We start from the raw sequence: 20,872 nt of genomic DNA on the forward strand, positions 1-20,872 counted from the left end.
GCATGATTGAGCTGCCACCGGAAGATCGGACGCTGCCGCGCATGCTCGAAATTCAAGCCGGCCGCCACGGTGACCGGACGTTGCTGTCGTGCGCAAACGATTCATGGACCTTTCGCGAGGCGCGCTACATCGCTGCCGGCCGGGGCGCGACATTGCGCGCGGCGGGCATTGCAGCCGGTGACCGAGTGGCGATCCTCTGCTCCAATCGCCTTGAGATGCTGGAGATCGTTTTGGGCTGCGGCTGGATCGGCGCCATCGCGGTCCCAATCAACACCGCGGCGATGGGACCGCAGATCGGTTATTACCTGTCGAATAGCGGCGCGCGGCTGTTCGCGATCGAGGCGCAATTCGTCGAACGCCTGGTCCATGTCTCCGAAGGCATGGCCTCGCTTGGTTCGCTCTGGGTGATCGGCGGCGATGCCCCGCCCAAGGGTGCAGCGCCGTTGATGGAGGTCATGCCGCCGCGCGCCGCCGCGATTGCGGCCGCGCCCGTCAGCCCCGGCGACACCCTTGCGATCATCTATACCAGTGGCACCACCGGCCCATCCAAGGGCGTGATGTGCCCCCATGCGCAATATTACTGGTGGGGCATCCACTCCGGCCGCATTTTTGGCCTGACGGCAGACGACGTGCTTTGCACCACCCTGCCGCTGTTCCATATCAATGCCCTCAATACGTTTGCGCAGGCGCTCCTCAGCGGCGCGCGGATGGTCCTCGAACCGCGCTTCTCGGCCTCCGGCTTCTGGCCGGCTATGATCCAGAGCGAAGCAACCGTGATCTATCTGCTCGGCGCCATGGTGCCGATCCTGCTGGCGGGTGAACCGCGCGCGGACGAGCGCGGACACCAAATCCGCACCGGGCTCGGACCAGGGGTTCCTGCTAACCTTGGCGCGACGTTCACCGCGCGCACCGGGGTTACGCTGCTCGAAGGCTACGGTTCGACCGAAACCAATTTCGTCATCGGCGCATCGGCGGAAACACAGAAGCCGGGAACCATGGGCCGTATCGTCGACGGTTTTCAGGCGCGCGTCGTCGATGTCAACGATGTTGAACTGCCGGATGGCGAGGCCGGTGAACTGGTGCTGCGCGCCGACGAGCCGTTTGCGTTCGCGAGTGGCTATTTCGGCATGGCCGAGAAGACCGTGGAAGCCTGGCGGAATCTCTGGTTCCACACCGGCGATCGGGTCATCCGTGACGAGAACGGCTATTTCCGGTTCGTCGACCGGCTCAAGGATGCGATCCGCCGGCGCGGCGAGAACATCTCGTCCTATGAGGTTGAGCAGGTGCTGCTGGCTCACCCTGATATCGAAATGACGGCGGTCTTTCCCGTGTGCTCGGAACTTGCCGAGGATGAAGTGATGGCCGCGATCGTGGTGCGGCCGGGAGCCGCGATCCCGCCCGTCGAACTGATGCAATTTTGTGCGCCGCGGCTGCCCCGTTTCGCAGTGCCCCGCTTCATCGATTTTGTTGCGGACCTGCCGCGGACGGAGAACGGCAAGATCCGGAAATACGAGCTGCGCGAACGCGGCGTGACCGCGTCGACCTGGGATCGCGAAGCGGCCGGCTACCGGCTGAAGCGGGGTGCCGTGTAATGCATAATTATTTGACACTTAAAATATGTCGGCTTAGCATTTTGGCCGATCTTCCGCCGTCGCTTGAGCCGAAGGAAATGCGTCATGGCTGAACGCTCTTTCGCCCGTGAAGTTCAGGACCTCAAACTGGGCAACGGGGATATCTTCCATGGCGAAGGCATTCTGGCGATCACCAAGGCGCTGCTGCAATCCGGCGTCGGCTATGTCGGCGGCTACCAGGGCGCACCGATCTCACATCTGATGGACGTGTTGGCGGATGCGCAGGACATTCTCGGCGATCTCGGCGTGCACTTCGAAACCTCGGCGAACGAGGCGGCTGCAGCCGCAATGCTTTCCGCCTCCGTGATGTATCCGATCCGCGGCGCGGTGACCTGGAAATCGACCGCCGGCACCAACGTCGCCTCCGACGCGCTGTCCAATCTCGCCTCCGGCGGCGTCACCGGCGGCGCGTTGATCGTGATCGGCGAAGATTACGGCGAAGGCTCCTCCATCATGCAGGAGCGCAGCCACGCCTTTGCGATGAAATCCCAGATCTGGCTGCTCGATCCCCGCCCCAACCTCGAATCTATCGTCAAGGCCGTCGAGGACGGATTTGAGCTGTCGGAAGCGACCAACACGCCCGTGATGCTGGAAGTGCGCATCCGATCCTGCCATGTCCACGGCCGCTTTGCCGCCAAGGACAACAAGCGCCCGGCATTCACGATGGCGCAGGCGCTGGAAAACCCGCGGCGTGATACCAACCGCATCGTGCTGCCGCCGGCCTCCTACATGCACGAGAAGGAAAAGATAGAGCAGCGCTGGCCGGCCGCGGTTTCCTTCATCAAGGCGCGCAAGCTCAACGAAGTCTTCGAGGGCGATATCGATGACGTCGGCATCATCCTGCAGGGCGGCATGTATAATGGCGTGATCCGCGCGCTGCAGGGGTTTGGCCTGGCGGACGTGTGGGGTAACACCCGCATTCCGCTCTACGTCATGAACGTGACCTATCCCTTGATCGACGATGAGCTGATCGCCTTCTGCCAATCGAAGCGCGCGGTGCTGATGGTCGAGGAAGGACAGCCTGACTACATCGAACAGGCCCTGCATAAGGTCCTGCGCAAGGCCGATGTCCCGACCAAGATCTACGGCAAGGGCGAGTTGCCGATCGGCGGCGAGTATACCGCAGCCGTAATGGCGGCGGGTGTTCGTAAATTCCTCACCGCTGCCGCGCCCGAAGTGCTGCCGGACCATATCCGCGCGCCAAACGATCCATCGATCCTGGCCCATGACAAGATCAAGGCGCTGGCTGAAGTGGTGCCGGCGCGCCCGCCCGGCTTCTGCACCGGTTGCCCGGAGCGACCGATCTTCGCCGCGATGAAGCTCGTCGAAAAGGACCTCGGCCCGCATCATGTCGCGGCCGATATCGGCTGCCATTTGTTCTCGATCCTCCCGCCGTTCAACATCGGCGCGACGACGATGGGCTATGGGCTTGGACCGGCCTCGGCATCCGCGTTCAATGTGAAGGCGGACAAGCGCTCGATTTCGATCATGGGTGATGGCGGTTTCTGGCACAACGGCCTGAGCAGCGGCATCGGCAATGCCGTCTACAACCAGCATGACGGCGTTATCCTGGTGGTCGACAACCATTATACCTCGGCCACCGGCGGCCAGGACATCCTGTCGTCCCGCGCCGACAACAAGTCGCGCTCGACCAACCACCCGATCACCGAGGCAGTCAAAGGCATCGGCGCCAAATGGGTGCGCCAGATCGACCGCACCTATGACGTCGGCAAAATGCGCGACACGCTGAAGGAAGCGCTCACCAGCACCGACAAGGGACCGAAGGTGATCGTCGCCTCCTCCGAATGCATGCTGAACAAGCAGCGCCGGATCAAGCCGCTGTTCAACAAGGCGGTGAAGGGTGGCGAGCGCGTCGTGCGCGAGCGCTTTGGCGTCGACGAGGACGTCTGCACCGGCGACCATGCCTGCATCCGGCTGTCCGGCTGCCCCTCGCTTTCGGTCAAGCACACCAGCGATCCGCTGAAGGACGATCCGGTCGCCGCGATCGACAATAGCTGCGTCGGCTGCGGCAATTGCGGCGAGGTGGCCGAGGCCGCCGTGCTGTGCCCGTCATTCTACCGCGCCGACATCATCCACAACCCGACCGGCTTCGATCAGTTCATGGCGAAGCTGCGCGGCGGCGTCATCGGATTCCTGCAGCGACGCCGCGACCGTCGCCGTCTCGCGCTGGTTTGAGGGCATGGCCGGATGAACATCATGCTGCAGCCCCCCGCCATCGACCTGACCCGACCGCTTTCGATCGCCGTGCTCGCGATGGGCGGCCAGGGCGGCGGCGTGCTGGTCGACTGGATGGTGGCGCTGGCGGAAAGCCAGAACTGGATCGCGCAATCCACCTCGGTGCCGGGTGTCGCCCAGCGCACCGGTGCGACCATCTATTATCTCGAGATGATCCCTGCCCGCGCGGACGCCGCCTACCCGGTGCTGTCGCTGATGCCGGTGCCCGGCGAAGTCGACGTCGTGGTCGGCGCCGAGCTGATGGAAGCCGGCCGCGCCATCCAGCGCGGTCTCGTCACACCAGACAAGACGACATTGATCGCCTCGTCGCACCGTTCGTTCGCGATCCAGGAAAAGCTGGTGCCCGGCGACGGCATCAGCGATTCCAGCAAGGTTTATGAGGCCGCAGAGGCCGCCGCGAAACGCTTTATCGCCTTCGACATGGCCGTGCTCGCAGACAGCACCGGCAGCGCCATCTCCGCGGTGCTGTTCGGTGCGCTTGCCGGCAGCGGCGCGCTGCCGTTCGGCCGCGAGGCTTATGAAGCAACCATCCGCGCCGCCGGCATCGGCATCGAACCGAGCCTGCGCGCGTTCGCGGCGGGTTTTGAGCGCACGCAGGCGGATGCCGCATCCGCGACACCGCCCGCGCCGCCCAAGCCTGCTTCAGCGGGCAAGCTCTATCCAACGCTCGCATCGGTCGGCGATGCCGCTTTCGATGCACTCGTCGCCGACGCCCGGACGACTTTCCCGGCGTCCCTGCACGGCATGATCGCCGCAGGCTTGCGCAAGGTCGTCGATTTTCAGGACGTCGGCTATGGCCGGGAATACCTCGACCTCGTCGCAGGCTTTATGCGCCTGGAACGCGGTAGCGATCCTGCGCTGACGCGGGCGGCGGCAAAACATGTCGCCGTGGCGATGGCCTATGATGACGTCATCCGAGTCGCCGACCTCAAGACCCGCGCGAGCCGTTTCGAACGCGTCCGCAGCGAGGTTCTCGCAAAGCCCGATCAGCTCGTCTACACTACCGAGTTCATGCATCCGCGCATGGAAGAGGTCTTGGGCACGCTTCCCGCGGGCCTCGGCCTCTGGCTCGAAGGCAAGCCTGGCCTGTGCAAGACGCTCGATCGCGTGGTCAATCGCGGGCGGCGCGTGCAGACCGGGACGGTGCGCTGGTTCTTGCCGCTCTACGTGCTAGGTGGCCTGAAGCGTTTTCGTCGCGGCACGCTGCGTCATAAGCGCGAAGTCGCCCATCGCGACGCCTGGCTCGATCTCGCCCGCACGACCGCCGCAAAGGATTACGAGCTTGCCGTCGCCATTCTCGAAGCGCGCCGGCTGGTGAAGGGTTATTCCGACACCCATGCGCGCGGCGCCTCGAAATTCGACAGGGTGATTACGGTTGCACCGCGTCTCGCCGGTCGCGCGGATGGTGCGCAATGGCTGCAGCGCCTTTGCAAGGCCGCGCTATCAGATGAAGAGGGCAAGGCGCTCGACGGCGCGCTTGCCACGGTTGAAACCTTTCTGTGATTGATACGATGGACCAGTTCGACCTCACCGTGACCGATATCCACGCGGAAACCGCATTGATCCGCGCGGTCAAGATCGCCCATCCCCACGGCGAGCCGCTGCCCTCCTGGGAGGCCGGCGCGCATGTCAAAGTACGCCTGCCCGATGGCAGCGAACGCTCCTACTCGCTGATCAACACCTCGCTCGATCCGGCAGCGACCACGCGCCCGCACGCCTACCGGCTCGGCGTGCGGCTGGAACAGCCGAGCCAGGGCGGCTCCAAATTCATGCACGCGCTCAAGGTCGGCGACGTCCTCTCGGTCGCGGCGCCCCGTAACAATTTTCCGCTGGAGCCGGCGTCGAAACCGGTTGTGCTGCTCGCTGGCGGCATCGGGGTGACGCCCGTGCTCTCGATGGCAACGACGCTCACCGCCAGCAAGCATCCCTACCGCTTCATCTATGCCGGCCGCTCGCGCGACCAGCTCGCCTTTCTCGGCGAAGCCGAAGCGCTATGCGGCGAACATTTGACCGTTCACTCCGACGACGCCAGCGGCATCTTCGATGTGAAGCGCCTGATGACCTCGCTGACCTCTGATGAACCGCTGTATGTCTGCGGACCCAAGCCGATGATCGATACCGCGATCCAGAGCGCCAAGGACCTCGGCTGGGCCGATGGTCGCCTGCGGTTCGAGATTTTTGCCACCGCCGTTCCCCTCGCTGGTGACCAACCCTTCGAGGTAGTTCTGAACAGTTCCGGCAAGACCTTCCTTATTCCGCCCGACAAGACCATTCTCGCGGTGCTGATCGAAGCGGGCGAAGATCCCATGCACGACTGCCAGCGCGGCGATTGCGGCATCTGCCAGGTCAGCGTGATCGAAGGCACGCCGGACCATCGCGACTATATCCTGACCGATGCCGAGAAAGCGGCCGGCAAACTCATGCAAATCTGCGTCTCGCGGTCGAAAAGCCCGCGGCTCGTGCTCGATCTTTGATTCCGAAGGAGGTGTTGATGGCCAGATATCGCGGAAATCTCGAAGCAATCAAAGGCCTCGTGCGCGAGACCGAGGTGCATCGCGACGTCTATATCGACGAAGAGGTGTTCCAGCTCGAAATGGAGCATGTTTTCGCCAACACCTGGGCCTATGTCGGCCATGACAGCCAGGTGGCGAAACCGGGCGACTATTACGGCACCACCATCGGCACCCAGCCGATCCTGATGGTGCGCCACACCGACAACACCGTGAAGGTGCTGCACAACCGCTGCCCGCACAAGGGCACCCGCATCACCACCGAATCCTGCGGCAACACCGGAAAGTTCTTCCGCTGCCCCTATCACGCCTGGAGTTTCAAGACCGACGGTTCGCTGCTCGCGATCCCCCTGAAGAAGGGTTACGAGAACACCGGCGTCGAGCAGAGCCACGCCGGCCGCGGCATGAGTCCGGTCAAACACGTGCATAACTATCGCGGCTTCGTATTTGCGAAACTCAGGGATGTCGGCCCCGGCTTCGAGGAATTTTTCGGCGACAGCCTGTCGAGCTTCGACAACATGGTCGACCGTTCCCCGGCCGGCCGGCTCGAAGTCGCCGGCGGCGTGCTGCGCTACATGCACAATTGCAATTGGAAAATGCTGGTCGAGAATCAGACCGACACGTGCCATCCCATGGTGGCGCATGAATCTTCGGCCGGCACCGCGATCGAGGTGTGGAAGAACGCGCCGCCCGGCGCCAAGAAGCCGATGGCAGTGGAGATCTACGCACCGTTCATGGCGCCCTACGAGTTCTTCGAAAACATGGGCATCCGCGTCTGGCCCAACGGCCACGGCCATACCGGCGTGCACCACTCGATCCATTCCGACTATTCGGCGGTGCCCGGCTATTTCGAGAAGATGGCGGCAGCCCATGGTGAGGAGCGCGCCAAGGCGATCTTGGGCGAGAACCGCCACAACACGGTGTATTTCCCCAACATCATGATCAAGGGCCCGATCCAGCTGGTGCGCGTGTTCAAGCCGATCGCGGCCAACAAGACGCTGGTGGAGAGCTGGACCTTCCGTCTCGTCGATGCGCCGGACATGCTGCTGGAACGTACCTTGATGTATAACCGGCTGATCAACGCGCCGACCTCCGTCGTCGGCCATGATGATCTCGAAATGTACGAGCGCGCCCAGGAAGGCCTGCATGTCGATGCCAACCAATGGGTCAATCTGCAGCGGCTCTACGACCCCTCCGAAACACCTGATACGACGGCCGTCACCAACGGCACCACCGAATGGCAGATGCGGAACCAGTTCCGCGCCTGGTCGAAATTCATGACGATGTCGATGTGAGTGCTGCCATGACCGCGCCCACCGACCAGCAGCTAATCGATTTCGTCGTTCGCGAAACCCGCTTGATCGACCAGCACCGGTTTGAGGAATGGCTCGACCTGTTCGCCGAGGACGGTTTTTACTGGATGCCGCTCGAATGGGGCCAGACCGATCCACGGCTGACGACGTCGCTGATGTACGAGGACAAGCTGCTGCTCAAGATCCGCGTCGAGCGGCTCAAGGGCAACCGCACCTTTTCGCAGAAGCCCAAGAGCCGCTGTCATCATGTTTTGCAAACGCCGCAGGTCGACAGCCGCAACGAGGCAGCCAACGAATATGTCACGTGGACGCCAATGCATTATGTCGAAACGCGCCTCGACCAGCAGGATCTTTACGCGGCCTGGGCCACGCACACCTTGGCCGTGGTGGACGGCGCGCTCAAGATCAAGCTGAAGCGGGTCGACATCGTCAATTGCGATGCCGCATTCGGCAACATCCAGCTATTCATGTGAGACGGTGATGCAGCTCCCGATCGAGTCTCCGGCAACCGTCTTCGAGGCTTTCGCGCGCGCCGCGGCGAGCTACGGTGACAAGCCATTTCTCGCCGTGCTGCCCGAAACGGCGCAAGCCTATGGGATGGCGGCCGGCGAGATCAGCTATGGCGAGGCGTTCGCGGGGATTGCGGCGCTGACCGACGCCTATCGGGCCAAGGGCTATGGCCGCGGTCATCGGGTCGGCATCCTGATGGAGAATCGACCCGGCTTCTTCCTGCATTGGTTTGCGCTCAATGCGCTCGGCGTGTCGCTGGTGCCGATCAATCCGGACATGCGCGCAGCGGAGCTGGAATATCTGATCGGCCATTCCGAGATCGTCGCGGCGGTCGTGATTGCATCGCGTAAGGACGATGTCGCGGCCGCAGCCAAGGCGATCGGCCGCGACATTCCTGTCGTCGGGCCGGATGACGAACCGGCGGCGATCCACGCCTCGGCGCCGCAGCCCGGCGCACCCGATCGCGACACCGAGTGCGCCCTGCTCTACACGTCCGGCACCACCGGCCGGCCCAAGGGTTGCGTGCTGCCGAACGAATATTTTCTCTATGCCGGTCATTGGTACGCCACCGTCGGCGGCTTGATCGCGCTGAACAACGGCTCCGAGCGGATGCTGACGCCGCTGCCGGTGTTCCACATGAACGCGATGGCCTATTCCGCGATGGCGATGGTGACTACCGGCGGCTGCCTGATCGTGCTCGACCGCTTCCATCCCAAGAGCTGGTGGGCGAGCGTCAGGGACAGCCGCGCCACCATCGTGCATTATCTCGGCGTGATGCCGCCGATGCTCATGAGCGCGCCCGAAAGCGCCGACGACAAGCGCCATGGCGTGCGCTTCGGTTTTGGCGCCGGCGTCGACAAGGCGCTGCACGATCCCTTTGAGGCGCGGTTCGGCTTTCCGCTGGTCGAGGCCTGGGCCATGACCGAGACCGGCGCCGGCGCTGTGGTCGTCGCCTCCCAGGAGCCGCGCCACACCGGCACAAGCTGCTTCGGCCGCCTCGGCGCCGAACTCGAGGCCCGCATCGTTGTTGAAGGCGGCGCGGACGCCGGTGTCGACGAGCCCGGTGAACTTCTCGTGCGCCACGCCGGCGCAGCACCGCGCTACGGCTTCTTCCGCGAATATCTCAAGGACGCGGAAGCCACCGCGGAGGCCTGGGATGGCGGTTGGTTTCACACCGGCGACGTGGTGCGGCGCGGTCCGGATGGGGCGTTTCATTTCGTCGACCGCAAGAAGAACGTGATCCGCCGCTCCGGCGAAAATATCTCGGCGGTCGAAGTCGAGAGCGTGCTGATGCAGCACCCGGCTGTGAGGCAGGTTGCGGTGGCACCTGCCCCGGACCCGGTGCGGGGCGACGAGGTCTTCGCCTGCGTGGTGAGCGAGGGATCCTCCCCGGACGCCGCGGCACGCAAGCAGATCGCGGCCGATCTCGTCGCCTGGAGCCTGAGCCGCCTCGCCTATTACAAGGCGCCCGGCTATGTCGCGTTTGTGTCGGCGCTGCCGCTGACCTCGACGCAAAAAATCCAGCGCGGCGCGCTCAAGGAGTTGGTTGCGGCGACGATCGGTTCTGATCGGTGCATCGACACCCGATCGCTGAAGAAGCGGCCGGTGCAGAAGGCGGGATGAGGAAATCATGAGTGAGAGCAACGTCGCCATCGTCACCGGCGCCAGCGGCGGCATCGGCCGGGCCATCGCCGAGGCGATGCTGGCTGCGGGTTACCGCATCATCTCGCTCGACCGGCGCCTGCCGGATTGGACGCACGCCAAGCTGGAGCCGGTTCTGGTTGACCTGTTCGATCCGAAGGCGACAGCGGACGCTGCCCGGGATGTAACTGCACGGCATGATGTTTCGCACATCGTTCACAATGCCGGGATCATCCGGCCCAACCTGATCGAACAGGTAACGGTCGACGACATCGCAGCGCTCAGCCAGCTCCATCTCGGCGCGGCGCTGACGCTGGTGCAGGCCGCCTTGCCTGGCATGAAACAACGGCATTTCGGACGCATCGTCCTGATCGCCTCGCGCGCCGCGCTTGGCGCTGCCACCCGCACCGCCTATTCGGCGACGAAATCCGGCATGTTCGGCATGGCGCGGACCTGGGCGCTGGAGACGGCGGCTCACGGCATCACGGTCAATGTGGTGGCTCCTGGACCGGTCGAGACCGATATGTTCCACGAGGTCATTCCGCAGGGCAGCCCGAAAGTCGATCAACTCGCCCGCTCGATCCCGGTCGGCCGCATCGGCCGGCCGAACGATGTGGCGCGCGCCGTGATGTTCTTTGCGAGCCGCGATGCCGATTTCATCACCGGCCAGTCGCTTTATGTATGCGGCGGCGCCAGCATCGGATCGATCGCGCTCTAGATTTTTTTCACGCGCGGGGAATGGTCAAGGGCCGCGACTCCCGCGTCTGCGCCGCGAGGCGAACCGCGGCATTGGCGGCGCCAAATCCTTGATAATCCCGCCGCTGGACGATCTCGAAGAAAAACCGGTCATCGAAGGTGTGGGTGTAGACCTGGAAGAACTCGCCGTCGCCTTCGCGATCGTACAAAATCTGATTGTCGCGTAGCGCTGTCATCGTCGCGGCATCGAGATCGTATTTGGCTTCGATATCGTCGTAATAATTGTCCGGAATCTTCAGGAAATCCGCGCCGCGCGCGCGCATATCCGCGACAGCCGTGAAAATGTCGCTGCATGAAAATGCAATGTGCTGGACCCCGGAGCCGAAAAATTCGTTGATGAATCGGGCCGACAATGTCCGCGTGGCCGATGAGCCGTTCAGGATCACCCGCAGGCCCTGATTGCCGTTGATCAGCGCCTGGCTCTGCACCAGCCCGACCGGATCGGCGATCTCCATCTGCGGCAGGCGCTGCAGATCGAGTATGCCGGTGTAGAACAACAGCCAGGACAGCATCTCGTCATACGGCATCGACTGCGAGATATGGTCGACCACCTCGAGACGGTCGCTCGCGGCATCGCTGCGCAACGCTTCGAAATCGGTGTCCCAGTTCTTGCCCGCCGCCTCCAGAAAATACAGCAGGCTGCCGCCGACGCCCCGGATCGCGGGGATCTCGAGCTCACCTGGCCCGACCGGCTGATAGAAGGTGAGCGCCTTCAGCGCCTCCGCGCGGGCCATGGTTTTGCCGGCGTCGTCGATGTCGACCGCGATGGCGCAGACGCCCGGGCCGTGCGTGACGTAGTGCGAATGAGCAAAGCCGTCCGGTTCGCAATTGATGACCAGCTCGATATGACCTTGCGACCAGCGTTCGACATCCTTGCTGCGGTGGGAACCGGTTTTACGAAAGCCGAGCTGGCCGAACAACGCCGAAAGGCTCCTTGCCTTGGCTTCATCGACGGCGAATTCGACGAAGCCTACGCCGCGGCTCTGCGCTTTGGGCTGCAGCCTCCCCGTCGACGCTTTGGACGAACTCTTGGCCAGCTCATCCTCCAGCAAGATCAGCGAACGCAGCCCATCGGTCGCGGTGCGGACCGGCGAGCCCGAGCGAAACTGATCGTTGAATATTTCCAGCGACAGCGGGCCGGCGTAGCCGGTCGCGGCCACAGCGTCCATGAAGGAGCCTACCGGCAGGTCGCCCTGCCCCGGAAAGCAACGGAAGTGCCGGCTCCAGGACAATACGTCGAGACCAAGCTTCGGCGCGTCGGCAAGCTGAACCAGGAAGATCCTGTCCGCCGGAATCGAGTGGATCGCGCTAACCGGAAATCCCGGCGCCAGCGCGTGGAAACTGTCGAGAATGATCCCGATCGACTTGTGATCGGCGCGGCGTACGATTTCCCAGGCGTCGCGATAATCATTGACGTGGCGGCCCCAGGCCAGCGCCTCGAAACCGACGCGCAGGCCGTGCGAAGCCGCGAGTTCGCCAAGGGCGCGGAAATCCGCGGCGGCGCGGTCGATTCCTCCCAGGGACGCTGGTGAAACATTGCTGCAGATCAGCAGCAAGTCGGTCCCCAGTTCCTGCATCAGATCGAACTTGTGTGCGGCGCGCGCGAAGTTGCGGGCACGCTGCGGTTCGGGCATGCCCTCGAAATCCCGGAACGGCTGGAACGCGCAAATTGAAAGGCCGAGGTCGCGGCAGAGCTGCCCGACGTCGCGGGGGCTGCCGTTGAATGTCAGCAAATCATTCTCGAAAATCTCGACGGCATCGAAGCCGGCGCCAGCAATCGCGCGCAACTTTTCGTCGAGCGAGCCGCTCAACGAAACCGTGGCAATCGAGCGTTTGGTCATGCGATTAGCTCCGGAAGGTCCCAGGCGCGTCCCGAGGGCCGCACGATAGAGCTAAAGCATCTTCTTTTTCAACCATTTGGACCAATTGTTAGCTCTGGTCTCCGATAACTTTCACTGATTCTCAGCGGACCTATGGCGAAAGCGCCGCATACCGGTCCCGCAAGTCGATGCGCCGCCCGGCGGTAGCAGCCTCGGCGATCGCAAGCGTTGCGAGCAGGGACCGCGCGCCATCCTCGACCGGCTGCAACGAGGATGCGGTGCCGCGGATAATGTCGCGGAAATGATCGAGCTGCGCGACATAGGGATCGATCGTTGGCGCGTGGAGGCGCTGGGCCTGGATCGGCTTGTTCCAGTCCTGTGCGTCGCCCGCCTGCGTCCATTGCACGAGTTCGGGAAACTCGATCGCACCGCGACGGCCCATGAAGCGGTAGCTGCTTTCGCCGCTGAACGGGAATTCCGGCGCCTCACCCAGCCCCTGCTCCGTCGTCCAGGGGGAGACGGCGCTGTCGCTGATGAAAAAGGTGCCGAGCGCGCCATTGTCGAATTCTATCAGCGCGGCGGCGCTATCCTCGACCGCGAAGCCGCGCTGGCGATTCGATGTGATGGCTTCGACGGCGACGATTTCGCCGACAGTGTAGCGCAGGAAATCGATCTCATGGATCAGGTTGATCAGGATCGGGCCGCCGCCAGCCTCGCGCCGCCACGGCGCGATCTTGAAGTAGTCCGCCGGCTTGTGCGTCGCCCAGATCGCCGAGACCCCGACGACATCGCCGATCCGTCCGTCCCGCAGCAGCGCTTGCAGCGTCTTGACCGGAAGATGATGGCGGCGGTGGTGCCCGACCAGCGATTTGACACCGCCCTTTCGCACTTCCGTGATCAAGGTGGCCGCGGTCTCGAGCGTATCGGTGACCGGCTTCTCGATCAGGATGTGAATGCCCCGCCGGGCGCATTCGATACCGTACTCGGCATGAAGCTGGTTGGGCGAGGCGATTATCACGGCTTCCGGCCGCGCCTCGTCCAGCAACTGGCGGTAATCCGCGAAGACTCGCGTGTTGGGGTGCTCGGCGGAGACCGCATCGGCATTCACGTCCGCGATGCCGACCAGCTCGTAATCTTGCCGCTCGGCGAGCTTGCGCAGATGCTTGCGCCCGATCAGCCCCGCGCCGATCACGCCGATCGTGATGTTCTTCATCTCGCTATAATCCCAGACGATCGCGGATCCGGCCCGTCATCACCACGCTCTTGACCGCCACCGGCCACAATGCGTGAAAACGAATGGGTTTCAAGCCCGTGATCGGCATGTCGATCTCGGCCTTCTCACCGCCGATCAGCCGTTTTGCCAGTTGTTGCCCCATCGCGGTTGCGAGCGCGACGCCGCGGCCATTGCAGCCGAGGTAGGCCAGTGCACCCGCGCCGGGTTCGTGCACATGCGGGTAATGATCCGGCGTCATGGCGAGGCGGCTGTTCCAGCCGTGCGTCCAGCGCGCGCCGCGGATTCCAGGCCAAAGCCGTTCCGCGTAATGCATGAGGTATGAGACCGGCGCCGGATCCTTGATCCACTGCATCGGACCGCGGCCGCCCATCAGCAGGCGGTTCGACGCATCGATGCGATAATAGACGGTGATATGCCCGCTTTCGTACAGCACCGACCGCGTCGGCATGATTTTTCGCGCGACCTCATCTGGCAAAGGCTCGGTCGCGGCGATCGAGCTGAACACCGGCACGATGGTGCGGCGCAGGTCGGGCCAGAGATCATCGGTGAAACCGTTGGTGGCGATCAGGACCTTTTCGGCGCGAACCACCCCGCGCGGAGTTTCGATGCGCCATCGTCCGCCCTCGCGCCTAAGCGACGTCGCCGGGGTCTGGCCGTAAACGGCAGCACCAGCAGCCATCGCCGCCCGCGCCAGACCGCGCGCGTAGCTCAGCGGCTGCACGTCGCCGCCGCGCGCGTCCCGCATTGCCAGCAGATAGCGGTCCGTCCCGGTCGCTTCGCGGACGGCGTCGCGGCCGAGCACCGTAACCGGCATGCCGCGCCGGATGCATTGCTCAGCTGATATCTCGACACCCGCGGTACTGGACGGATGATAGGCCGCGCGCAGCGTGCCGTTCTGCCGTGCCTCGCATTCAATGCCGAGGCGGCGGATCAGGTCGAGCGTGAATACCGGCGTGTTGTAGCTGAACGCGATCATGCGCCGGCCGAGATCCGTGCCAAACGTCGCCTCGACCGTATCGGGATCGAGCTTCAGTCCCGGATTGAGCTGGCCGCCATTATTGCCCGATGCGCCCCAGCCGGGCTGCTGGGCTTCGAGCACGATCGCATCGGTTCCCGCTTCAGCAAGATGCAGCGCGGTCGATAATCCGGCGAAGCCGCCGCCGATGATCGCGACCGACACGTTTTTATCGACATCGAGCGGCGGCGTCGGGACCGGCGCAACGGCGGTGTCCGCATAGAGGCTCGGCGGCAGGGCAAGGGGATGGTGGGTCACGGTCATCAGGTCCGGCAAATTCGTTTCACAGGGGATGCAGCACGCGGTGCAGGAAATCCTGGGTCCGCGCGTGCTGCGGCGCGTTAAGCACGGACTTCGCCGCCCCCTGCTCGACGATGACGCCGCCGTCGATGAACAGCACGCGATCGGCGACGTCCCGGGCAAAGCCCATCTCATGGGTGACCACGACCATGGTCATGCCGTCATCGGCGAGCTTGCGCATGACGCCGAGCACCTCGCCGACCAGTTCAGGATCAAGGGCGGAGGTCGGCTCGTCGAACAGGATCGCCTTGGGCTGCATCGCCAGCGCGCGCGCAATGGCGACGCGCTGTTGCTGACCGCCGGAAAGCTGACCCGGATGGGCGTCGGCTTTCTCGGCAAGGCCGACCTGCGCCAACAGCGCCCGGCCGCGCTCGAGCGCCTCGGCCGGCGGTTCCTTTTTCACATAGATCGGTCCTTCGACCACGTTCTCCAGCGCGGTGCGATGCGGAAACAGGTTGAAGCGCTGGAACACCATCGACACCTGGGTTCGGATCGCGACGATCGACGGCGCCTTGTTGTCGACCTTTGCCCCCTCCACCAGGATCTCGCCGGAATCGTAGCTTTCCAGGCCATTGATGCAGCGCAAGATGGTCGACTTGCCGGAGCCTGACGGACCGATGATGCAGACCACCTCGCTCTTCTCAACCGAAGCTGTAATGCCCTTGAGTACCTCGTTGGAACCAAAGCTCTTATGAACGTTGCTGAGCTCGATCATTTGCGCTTCGCCTTGTTCTCGAAATGGCGAACCAGCAGGATCAGCGGGATGCTCATGGTCAGGTACATCAGCGCGACCAGCGTGAACACGCTGGTGTTCTTGAAGGTCGAGGAAGCGATCAATTTGCCCTGCAACGCCAGTTCAGCGACCGTGATGGTGGAGGCCTGCGAGGAATCCTTCAGCATCATGATCATGACGTTGCCATAGGGCGGCAGCACGATCCTGACCGCCTGCGGCAGCACCACGCGGCGCATGGTCAGCCACCAGCCCATCCCGATGGTCTGCGCCGCCTCGATCTGCCCCTTGTCGATCGCCTCGATGCCGGCGCGGAAATTCTCGGCCTGGTAGGCCGAATAGGCAATGCCGAGCCCGATGATCGAGGCCTGCAGCGCCGTCAGCGCGACGCCGAAGTCGGGCATCACAAAATAGAGGTAGAACAGCAGCACGATGATCGGGATGCCGCGGATCACGTTGATCAGGCCGGCGCTCAATCCGGTCAGGACCCGGATGCCGGAGACCCGCATCAGGGCCCATAGCAGGCCGAGGACGGTCGACAGCAGCAGCGAGCCGATGGTGACAACGACCGTCAGCCAGACGCCCTGCAGCAGGATCGGCATGAACTCGACGGCATCGCGCAGGAAATTTTGCATCAGTTCATCAAGCGTTGCCGGCTAAGCCTGTCAGGACGCCTCAATCAGGACGCTTTGGGCTTGAGACCCCATTTGTCGAGAATCTTGTCGAGGGCGCCATTGGCCTTGAGCTTGGCGAGCGAGGCGTTGATCTTGCCGAGCAGTTCCTGGTCGGTCTTGCGGACCCCGATCGAGACCGTGCCGACGGTGACCGGCTTGTAGGAATCCACCAGCCGGACTTCGCCAAACGCGCCCTGCTTCAGATTGTAGGCGAGGATCGGGAAGTCGGCGAAGCCGGCCTTGAGGCGGCCCGCATTCACATCACGTAAGATATCCGGAATGGTGTCGTAGACCTTGACCTCGCTGAACAATCCCGTCTTCTTCAACGCATCGACGAAGGCCGTTCCGACCTGCGCGCCGACCACCTGGCCCTTGAGATCTTCCTGCGAGGCATAGTTCTTGGCGTCGGTCTTCGGCACCACGAGACCCTCGCCATAGGTGTAGACGGCCTCCGAGAAATCGATCACTTCCTTGCGCGCTGCGGTGGCGAACATCGCCGCCGAAATGATGTCGATCTTGTTCGACGTCAGCGACGGCACCAGCGCGGAGAATTGCATCGGTTCGATCTGGACCTGGAAGCCGGCGTCCTTGCCGATCTCCGTGATCAGATCGACCATCACGCCCTGAATGCTGTTGGACTTGGTTTCGAGGAAGGTGAAGGGCACGCCGGTCGGGGTCGAGCCCACCTTGAGCACCTGCTGCGCCGACAAAGGCGTGGCGGCGGCAAGGACGAGCGCCGCGGTCGCGGCCTGAACGAGACGTTTGAAAAGCATCGTACCCCTCAACTGTTTGGGCACCGGGCGGCGAATGTGCCTCATCTCAACAAGCCAGTTGCAGGTTTCGCCGTCCAAGCCTATTTTCACAACCATGAAATTATGGACACATTGCCCGGAATTGCGCAAGCGGGATTTTCATACACATGAAGGACACGGTTTGACGTGAGCGGCGGCAAGCGCATGAGCAAGAAGGCCGTCAAGGCCGAGCCGGCGGTGGACGTCGCGGTCGGGCAGCGCATCCGTGAGTTGCGGCGAAGCCGCAAGCTGTCGCTCGAGACGATCGCCGCCCGCACCGATCTGTCGATCGGCTTTCTCAGCCAGATCGAACGCGGCCTCTCCTCGCCTTCGCTGCGGGTGCTGGCGACCATCGCCGACGTGCTGGGCGTCGGCATCGCCGGCCTGTTCGGCCCCAAGGACGCCGCCGGAAGCGGCTCGGAAGCCATCGTCACCCGCGAACCGCAGCGCGCCGAGTTAAATTTGTGGCGCACCGGCATCTCCAAGCAGTTGCTCAGCCCGTCGGGTTCGGAAGGCCGTCTCAATCTGTTTCTGGTCCACATGGAGCCCGCCGGCAGCACCGGCGACGAATTGTATACCCATGACGGTGAGGAAGCCGGTCTGGTGCTCGAGGGTGAAATGAAACTCACCGTCGATGCCGAAAGCTGGACGCTCAAGACCGGCGACAGTTTCCGTTTCGCCAGCCGCCGCCCGCACCGGTTCAGCAATCCGTCCAGCAAGGCCAAGGCGGTGGTGCTGTGGGTGAATTGCGTCTCGGCGGTGTGATAGATCCGCCGTCATTGCGAGGAGCAAAGCGACCAAGCAATCCATTCTTCGTGCGCCGCAAGATGGATTGCTTCGCTTCGCTCGCAATGACGGGGATAGTGCGCCTTCACACAACGCTGTCATACCCCGCGCATGCGGGGTATCCAGTACGCCGCGGCCTCTCGGTTCTATCATCACCGTCTCTGGAATACTGGGTCGCCCGGTCAAGCCGGGCGATGACAGCCGGGTGTGCGTTTACGATCTCGCGACGCAAGGCGCCCGAGTCTTGCTGAAAATCTCCCGCCCTCCTCATTCAGAGGGCGCAGGGAATGCCGGATGCGCGCTGCACCCGCGGTCTCATGTGCGATTGTGCTAAAGAAGCTGCACATGAGCATACAGGGCAGCGGAGAACATCCGACATTCGCTGCGCAATGGCTTTACGGCTTATAACGCGCTCTCCCCGGTGAGACGGCCTCTATTGCCACCGTCGTCCCTCGGAAGCGTTAGCTCCCTTAAGGACTTGACGCCGTTACGGGCGCCAGGACCACACGCTTTCGCCGTACGCTTCAGACGCGACCGTCAATCGCAACCTCAGCGTCCACCGCGACCCGCCCCTCGTCGTGACGACGGCCGATGCCCCTCTGAGTGGGACGGGATGGCGATAGATGCGCACTGATTTGGGTCAGATGGAAAGAAAAATATTTTTGATTTGCAGAAATTTTGCACTTGACACGACTTCCGTAAATCAGAACTGATTTGCCCGTCGGGTTGTTTTGTCGCACCCCGCTGTCATTGCGAGCCACCGAGTCGCAATGACGGGATGGACGGCTTTAAGCCCGCAGCCCGCAAATATCCGACGATCGAAAAATCCGGCGTGAGAGTCAGAAAGCGAACGGAAGCCCCGGCGTTAGTCAGTCATATCTTGATCAGGCAGGCGCGAGGCGGACATCCGCCGCAGCACCTTCGGGAAGCCGCCTCGAAGCTCCAAACGCAAATCCGATTGCTGTTGACGACCGTTCCGTTTGAAAGGATGAAAACACGTGAAAAATACCACTATGAAAGCCGAAGCGAACACCGATACGCCGAATGCGAAGGTCGAAACGAACGAAAAGAAAAACTTTGACGGCTCGCTTTTCACGATGCCGGGAATTTTCCGCGGGATCGCCGAGCAGAGCATGTCGCGGACAAAGGAAAGCTACGAGAAGTTACAGGCTGCCTCGGGGGAGATAGTCGACATTCTCAGCGAAACCTATTCGACCCACGCCAGGACCACCGCAGATTGCGGGATCAAGGTGATCGAGATCGCGGGCGCCAACACCAACTCCGCTTTCGATTTTCTCTCCAAACTCATGGACACGAAGTCGCTCTCGGAAATCGTGCAGTTGTCAGCCACGCAGAGCCGCAAGAACTTCGAAGCCACGTCCACGCAGAACAAGGAACTTTGGCAGCTCGCACAGAAAGTCGCGACCGAAACGGCCGAGCCGATCAAAAAGCGCCTCACCAGGGTCCTGCAGAAAGCCTCCTAAGACGAACTTCCCAGGCCGCCGGATCGGCTGGAACAAGCGCCTCCGCTGAGAAGGGGTGCGCCCAGCCGACGGCGAACGGACACGTTGCTGCGACACAACAGCCAAGGGAGAAACAAGATGGGTATCATCATGATCAAGTGCCCTCAAACGGGACGCGAGATCCCGACGGGCATCAAAGCGGATCGCGAAAAATTTCGATGCAGCGTGGTGTTCTTCGCGCGCACCTTCTGCTCACTGTGCAAAGCCAATCACGAATGGTTCGCCAAGGATGCCTGGGTCAAGGATGCCTGGGTCAAGGAAGCCTTGGTGTACGAGCCATGCGAGGTGGCTGACATCAATGGCCTCTTGGCCGCGGGCTAGTCCCATGCGTTCGCGGGTGCCGCTGGGCGACATCCACCTTGGCCAAAAGCGGATCTGGCGCGCGGACGATCTTGTGTACCGGCGGGATGCGAGGCTCCATTCCTTCAGGCGAAACGATGCTATCGATTCTGCGGCGCATGACCTCGTAGCACTCGCATGCCGCAGCTTCGAGCCGCGGTCTGTCAATCTCGATCAAGCCCCGCTGATTGGATCGGATGGCATGCGACTTCCGGAGCTTCTGCACGACATGCGTCACAGTCGTTCGACGTACGCCAAGCAACTCCGCAAGCGCCTCCTGCGTCAGCGGCAGGAAATCACCGTCGACCCGATCGTGGATGTGGAGCAACCACCGGGCCAGGCGGGCCTCGACCGAGTGCAGTGCGTTGCAGGCGGCCACATGCTGCAATTGCGCCAATAGCACCCTGGTGTAGATCTGGACCGCGTCTCTGATCGCGCCGCTGCGGCTGAGCGCCGCCTGAAATCTTGCCGGAGAAATTTGCAACGAGGTTCCGGCCACCCGGACGACCGCGGTGATCGGAGAGCGGGTAGGTCCCAGTGCGGACAGGATGCCCACGGCGCCCTCATTCCCGACGAGCGCGGTTGCCACCGTTTGTCCGTTTGGCATGTCCATGATGAACGCGATCGTCCCGCTGAGGGGGAAATAGATCTGTTCAACCTGGTCCCCCGATCGAAGCAGCACGACGTCACGCTCAGACGACACTTTGCGGAGGTAGGGCGCGAGCAAATCAAAATCTGCCGCCGGCAACGCGGCTAACAGTCGATTACCTACCCTGGTAGTGGGCTCCATCACGGGAAAACTCCTCCCTCGACGGACCGCGTCTCTGCGCAGACTACTCCTGGCACCAGCCTGCGCAAGTAGCAGATTGGGCCTAGGTTACCAGAACCTGCTGTGCCACATAAGGTTCCAGTAACCCGAATGCGCAGAGCGATATCTCCATCTTCCCACACGGCCCCCCGCATGTGCGGGCTACGCGCTAAGGGCGGCTTTTCCTGTCGTCATTGCGAGCCAAACGAAGCAATCCATAGCGCGGTTGGCGGAG

General features: G+C 62.9%; 18 protein-coding genes. 11 read left to right on the forward strand and 7 right to left on the reverse strand.

The features are described 5' to 3' along the window. The first annotated feature begins 2 nt into the window (after window positions 1-2). The 8 genes from JQ574_RS01430 to JQ574_RS01465 all read left to right on the forward strand — a co-directional run bounded on the left by JQ574_RS01430 (window position 3) and on the right by JQ574_RS01465 (window position 10,579). Window positions 3-1,592: an ATP-dependent acyl-CoA ligase gene (locus JQ574_RS01430; RefSeq protein WP_212205770.1), complete on the forward strand. Its 1,590-nt coding sequence runs from the start codon at window positions 3-5 to the stop codon at window positions 1,590-1,592. An 84-nt stretch (window positions 1,593-1,676) separates the two neighbouring features. Then, window positions 1,677-3,827: an indolepyruvate ferredoxin oxidoreductase subunit alpha gene (locus JQ574_RS01435; protein WP_212205768.1), complete on the forward strand. Its 2,151-nt coding sequence runs from the start codon at window positions 1,677-1,679 to the stop codon at window positions 3,825-3,827. A gap of 21 nt (window positions 3,828-3,848) precedes the next feature. Continuing rightward, window positions 3,849-5,390, forward strand: coding sequence for an indolepyruvate oxidoreductase subunit beta family protein (locus tag JQ574_RS01440; protein ID WP_249119016.1), 1,542 nt, complete (start codon window positions 3,849-3,851; stop codon window positions 5,388-5,390). An 8-nt stretch (window positions 5,391-5,398) separates the two neighbouring features. After that, window positions 5,399-6,361 carry a PDR/VanB family oxidoreductase gene (locus tag JQ574_RS01445; RefSeq protein WP_212205765.1) on the forward strand — a complete coding sequence of 321 codons (963 nt, stop codon included), beginning with the start codon at window positions 5,399-5,401 and terminating at the stop codon, window positions 6,359-6,361. Window positions 6,362-6,378: 17 nt separating this feature from the next. Beyond that, window positions 6,379-7,692 carry an aromatic ring-hydroxylating dioxygenase subunit alpha gene (locus tag JQ574_RS01450; protein WP_212205762.1) on the forward strand — a complete coding sequence of 438 codons (1,314 nt, stop codon included), beginning with the start codon at window positions 6,379-6,381 and terminating at the stop codon, window positions 7,690-7,692. An 8-nt stretch (window positions 7,693-7,700) separates the two neighbouring features. Then, a complete protein-coding gene (locus JQ574_RS01455) occupies window positions 7,701-8,183 on the forward strand; it encodes an aromatic-ring-hydroxylating dioxygenase subunit beta (RefSeq protein ID WP_212205760.1) in 483 nt (160 codons plus the stop codon). A gap of 7 nt (window positions 8,184-8,190) precedes the next feature. After that, window positions 8,191-9,843 (forward strand): AMP-binding protein, encoded by a 1,653-nt coding sequence (locus JQ574_RS01460; RefSeq protein WP_212205758.1) that lies wholly within the window; start codon window positions 8,191-8,193, stop codon window positions 9,841-9,843. Window positions 9,844-9,850: 7 nt separating this feature from the next. Then, window positions 9,851-10,579 (forward strand): SDR family oxidoreductase, encoded by a 729-nt coding sequence (locus tag JQ574_RS01465; RefSeq protein WP_212205756.1) that lies wholly within the window; start codon window positions 9,851-9,853, stop codon window positions 10,577-10,579. Window positions 10,580-10,586: 7 nt separating this feature from the next. Here the strand turns inward: JQ574_RS01465 and JQ574_RS01470 are convergent, their stop codons facing one another. The 6 genes from JQ574_RS01470 to JQ574_RS01495 all read right to left on the reverse strand — a co-directional run bounded on the left by JQ574_RS01470 (window position 10,587) and on the right by JQ574_RS01495 (window position 17,163). Beyond that, a complete protein-coding gene (locus tag JQ574_RS01470) occupies window positions 10,587-12,458 on the reverse strand; it encodes a bifunctional sugar phosphate isomerase/epimerase/4-hydroxyphenylpyruvate dioxygenase family protein (RefSeq protein ID WP_212205754.1) in 1,872 nt (623 codons plus the stop codon). Between the two features lie 130 nt (window positions 12,459-12,588). Continuing rightward, on the reverse strand, window positions 12,589-13,650 hold the full coding sequence (locus JQ574_RS01475) for a Gfo/Idh/MocA family protein (protein WP_212383195.1): 1,062 nt from the start codon (window positions 13,648-13,650) through the stop codon (window positions 12,589-12,591). 4 nt (window positions 13,651-13,654) lie between these two features. Beyond that, window positions 13,655-14,950 carry an FAD-binding oxidoreductase gene (locus JQ574_RS01480; protein ID WP_212383198.1) on the reverse strand — a complete coding sequence of 432 codons (1,296 nt, stop codon included), beginning with the start codon at window positions 14,948-14,950 and terminating at the stop codon, window positions 13,655-13,657. A gap of 19 nt (window positions 14,951-14,969) precedes the next feature. Further along, a complete protein-coding gene (locus JQ574_RS01485; protein WP_192734428.1) occupies window positions 14,970-15,701 on the reverse strand; it encodes an amino acid ABC transporter ATP-binding protein in 732 nt (243 codons plus the stop codon). Further along, entirely contained in the window at window positions 15,698-16,351 is a 654-nt protein-coding gene (locus tag JQ574_RS01490; RefSeq protein WP_192734427.1) for an amino acid ABC transporter permease, read from the reverse strand. The genes JQ574_RS01485 and JQ574_RS01490 overlap by 4 nt, the downstream gene beginning before the upstream one ends. 44 nt (window positions 16,352-16,395) lie before the next feature. Continuing rightward, the gene (locus JQ574_RS01495) at window positions 16,396-17,163 is read right to left on the reverse strand and encodes an ABC transporter substrate-binding protein (protein WP_212205746.1); all 768 of its coding nucleotides are present in this window, start codon (window positions 17,161-17,163) and stop codon (window positions 16,396-16,398) included. A gap of 183 nt (window positions 17,164-17,346) precedes the next feature. On the opposite strand from JQ574_RS01495, the gene JQ574_RS01500 reads away from it, so the two are divergent. From JQ574_RS01500 to JQ574_RS01510, 3 genes are all read left to right on the forward strand, one after another. Continuing rightward, window positions 17,347-17,946, forward strand: coding sequence for a cupin domain-containing protein (locus tag JQ574_RS01500; protein ID WP_212205744.1), 600 nt, complete (start codon window positions 17,347-17,349; stop codon window positions 17,944-17,946). Window positions 17,947-18,980: 1,034 nt separating this feature from the next. Continuing rightward, the gene (locus tag JQ574_RS01505) at window positions 18,981-19,451 is read left to right on the forward strand and encodes a phasin (protein WP_249119017.1); all 471 of its coding nucleotides are present in this window, start codon (window positions 18,981-18,983) and stop codon (window positions 19,449-19,451) included. A 117-nt stretch (window positions 19,452-19,568) separates the two neighbouring features. Next, window positions 19,569-19,811, forward strand: coding sequence for a hypothetical protein (locus JQ574_RS01510; protein ID WP_212205742.1), 243 nt, complete (start codon window positions 19,569-19,571; stop codon window positions 19,809-19,811). Here the strand turns inward: JQ574_RS01510 and JQ574_RS01515 are convergent. Beyond that, window positions 19,786-20,619, reverse strand: coding sequence for a Crp/Fnr family transcriptional regulator (locus tag JQ574_RS01515; protein ID WP_212276140.1), 834 nt, complete (start codon window positions 20,617-20,619; stop codon window positions 19,786-19,788). The two genes, JQ574_RS01510 and JQ574_RS01515, sit on opposite strands and share 26 nt — an antisense overlap. Window positions 20,620-20,872: the final 253 nt, after the last annotated feature.

It is taken from the genome of Bradyrhizobium sp. AUGA SZCCT0158, assembly GCF_018130065.1.
In the GTDB taxonomy this organism is placed as follows: domain Bacteria; phylum Pseudomonadota; class Alphaproteobacteria; order Rhizobiales; family Xanthobacteraceae; genus Bradyrhizobium.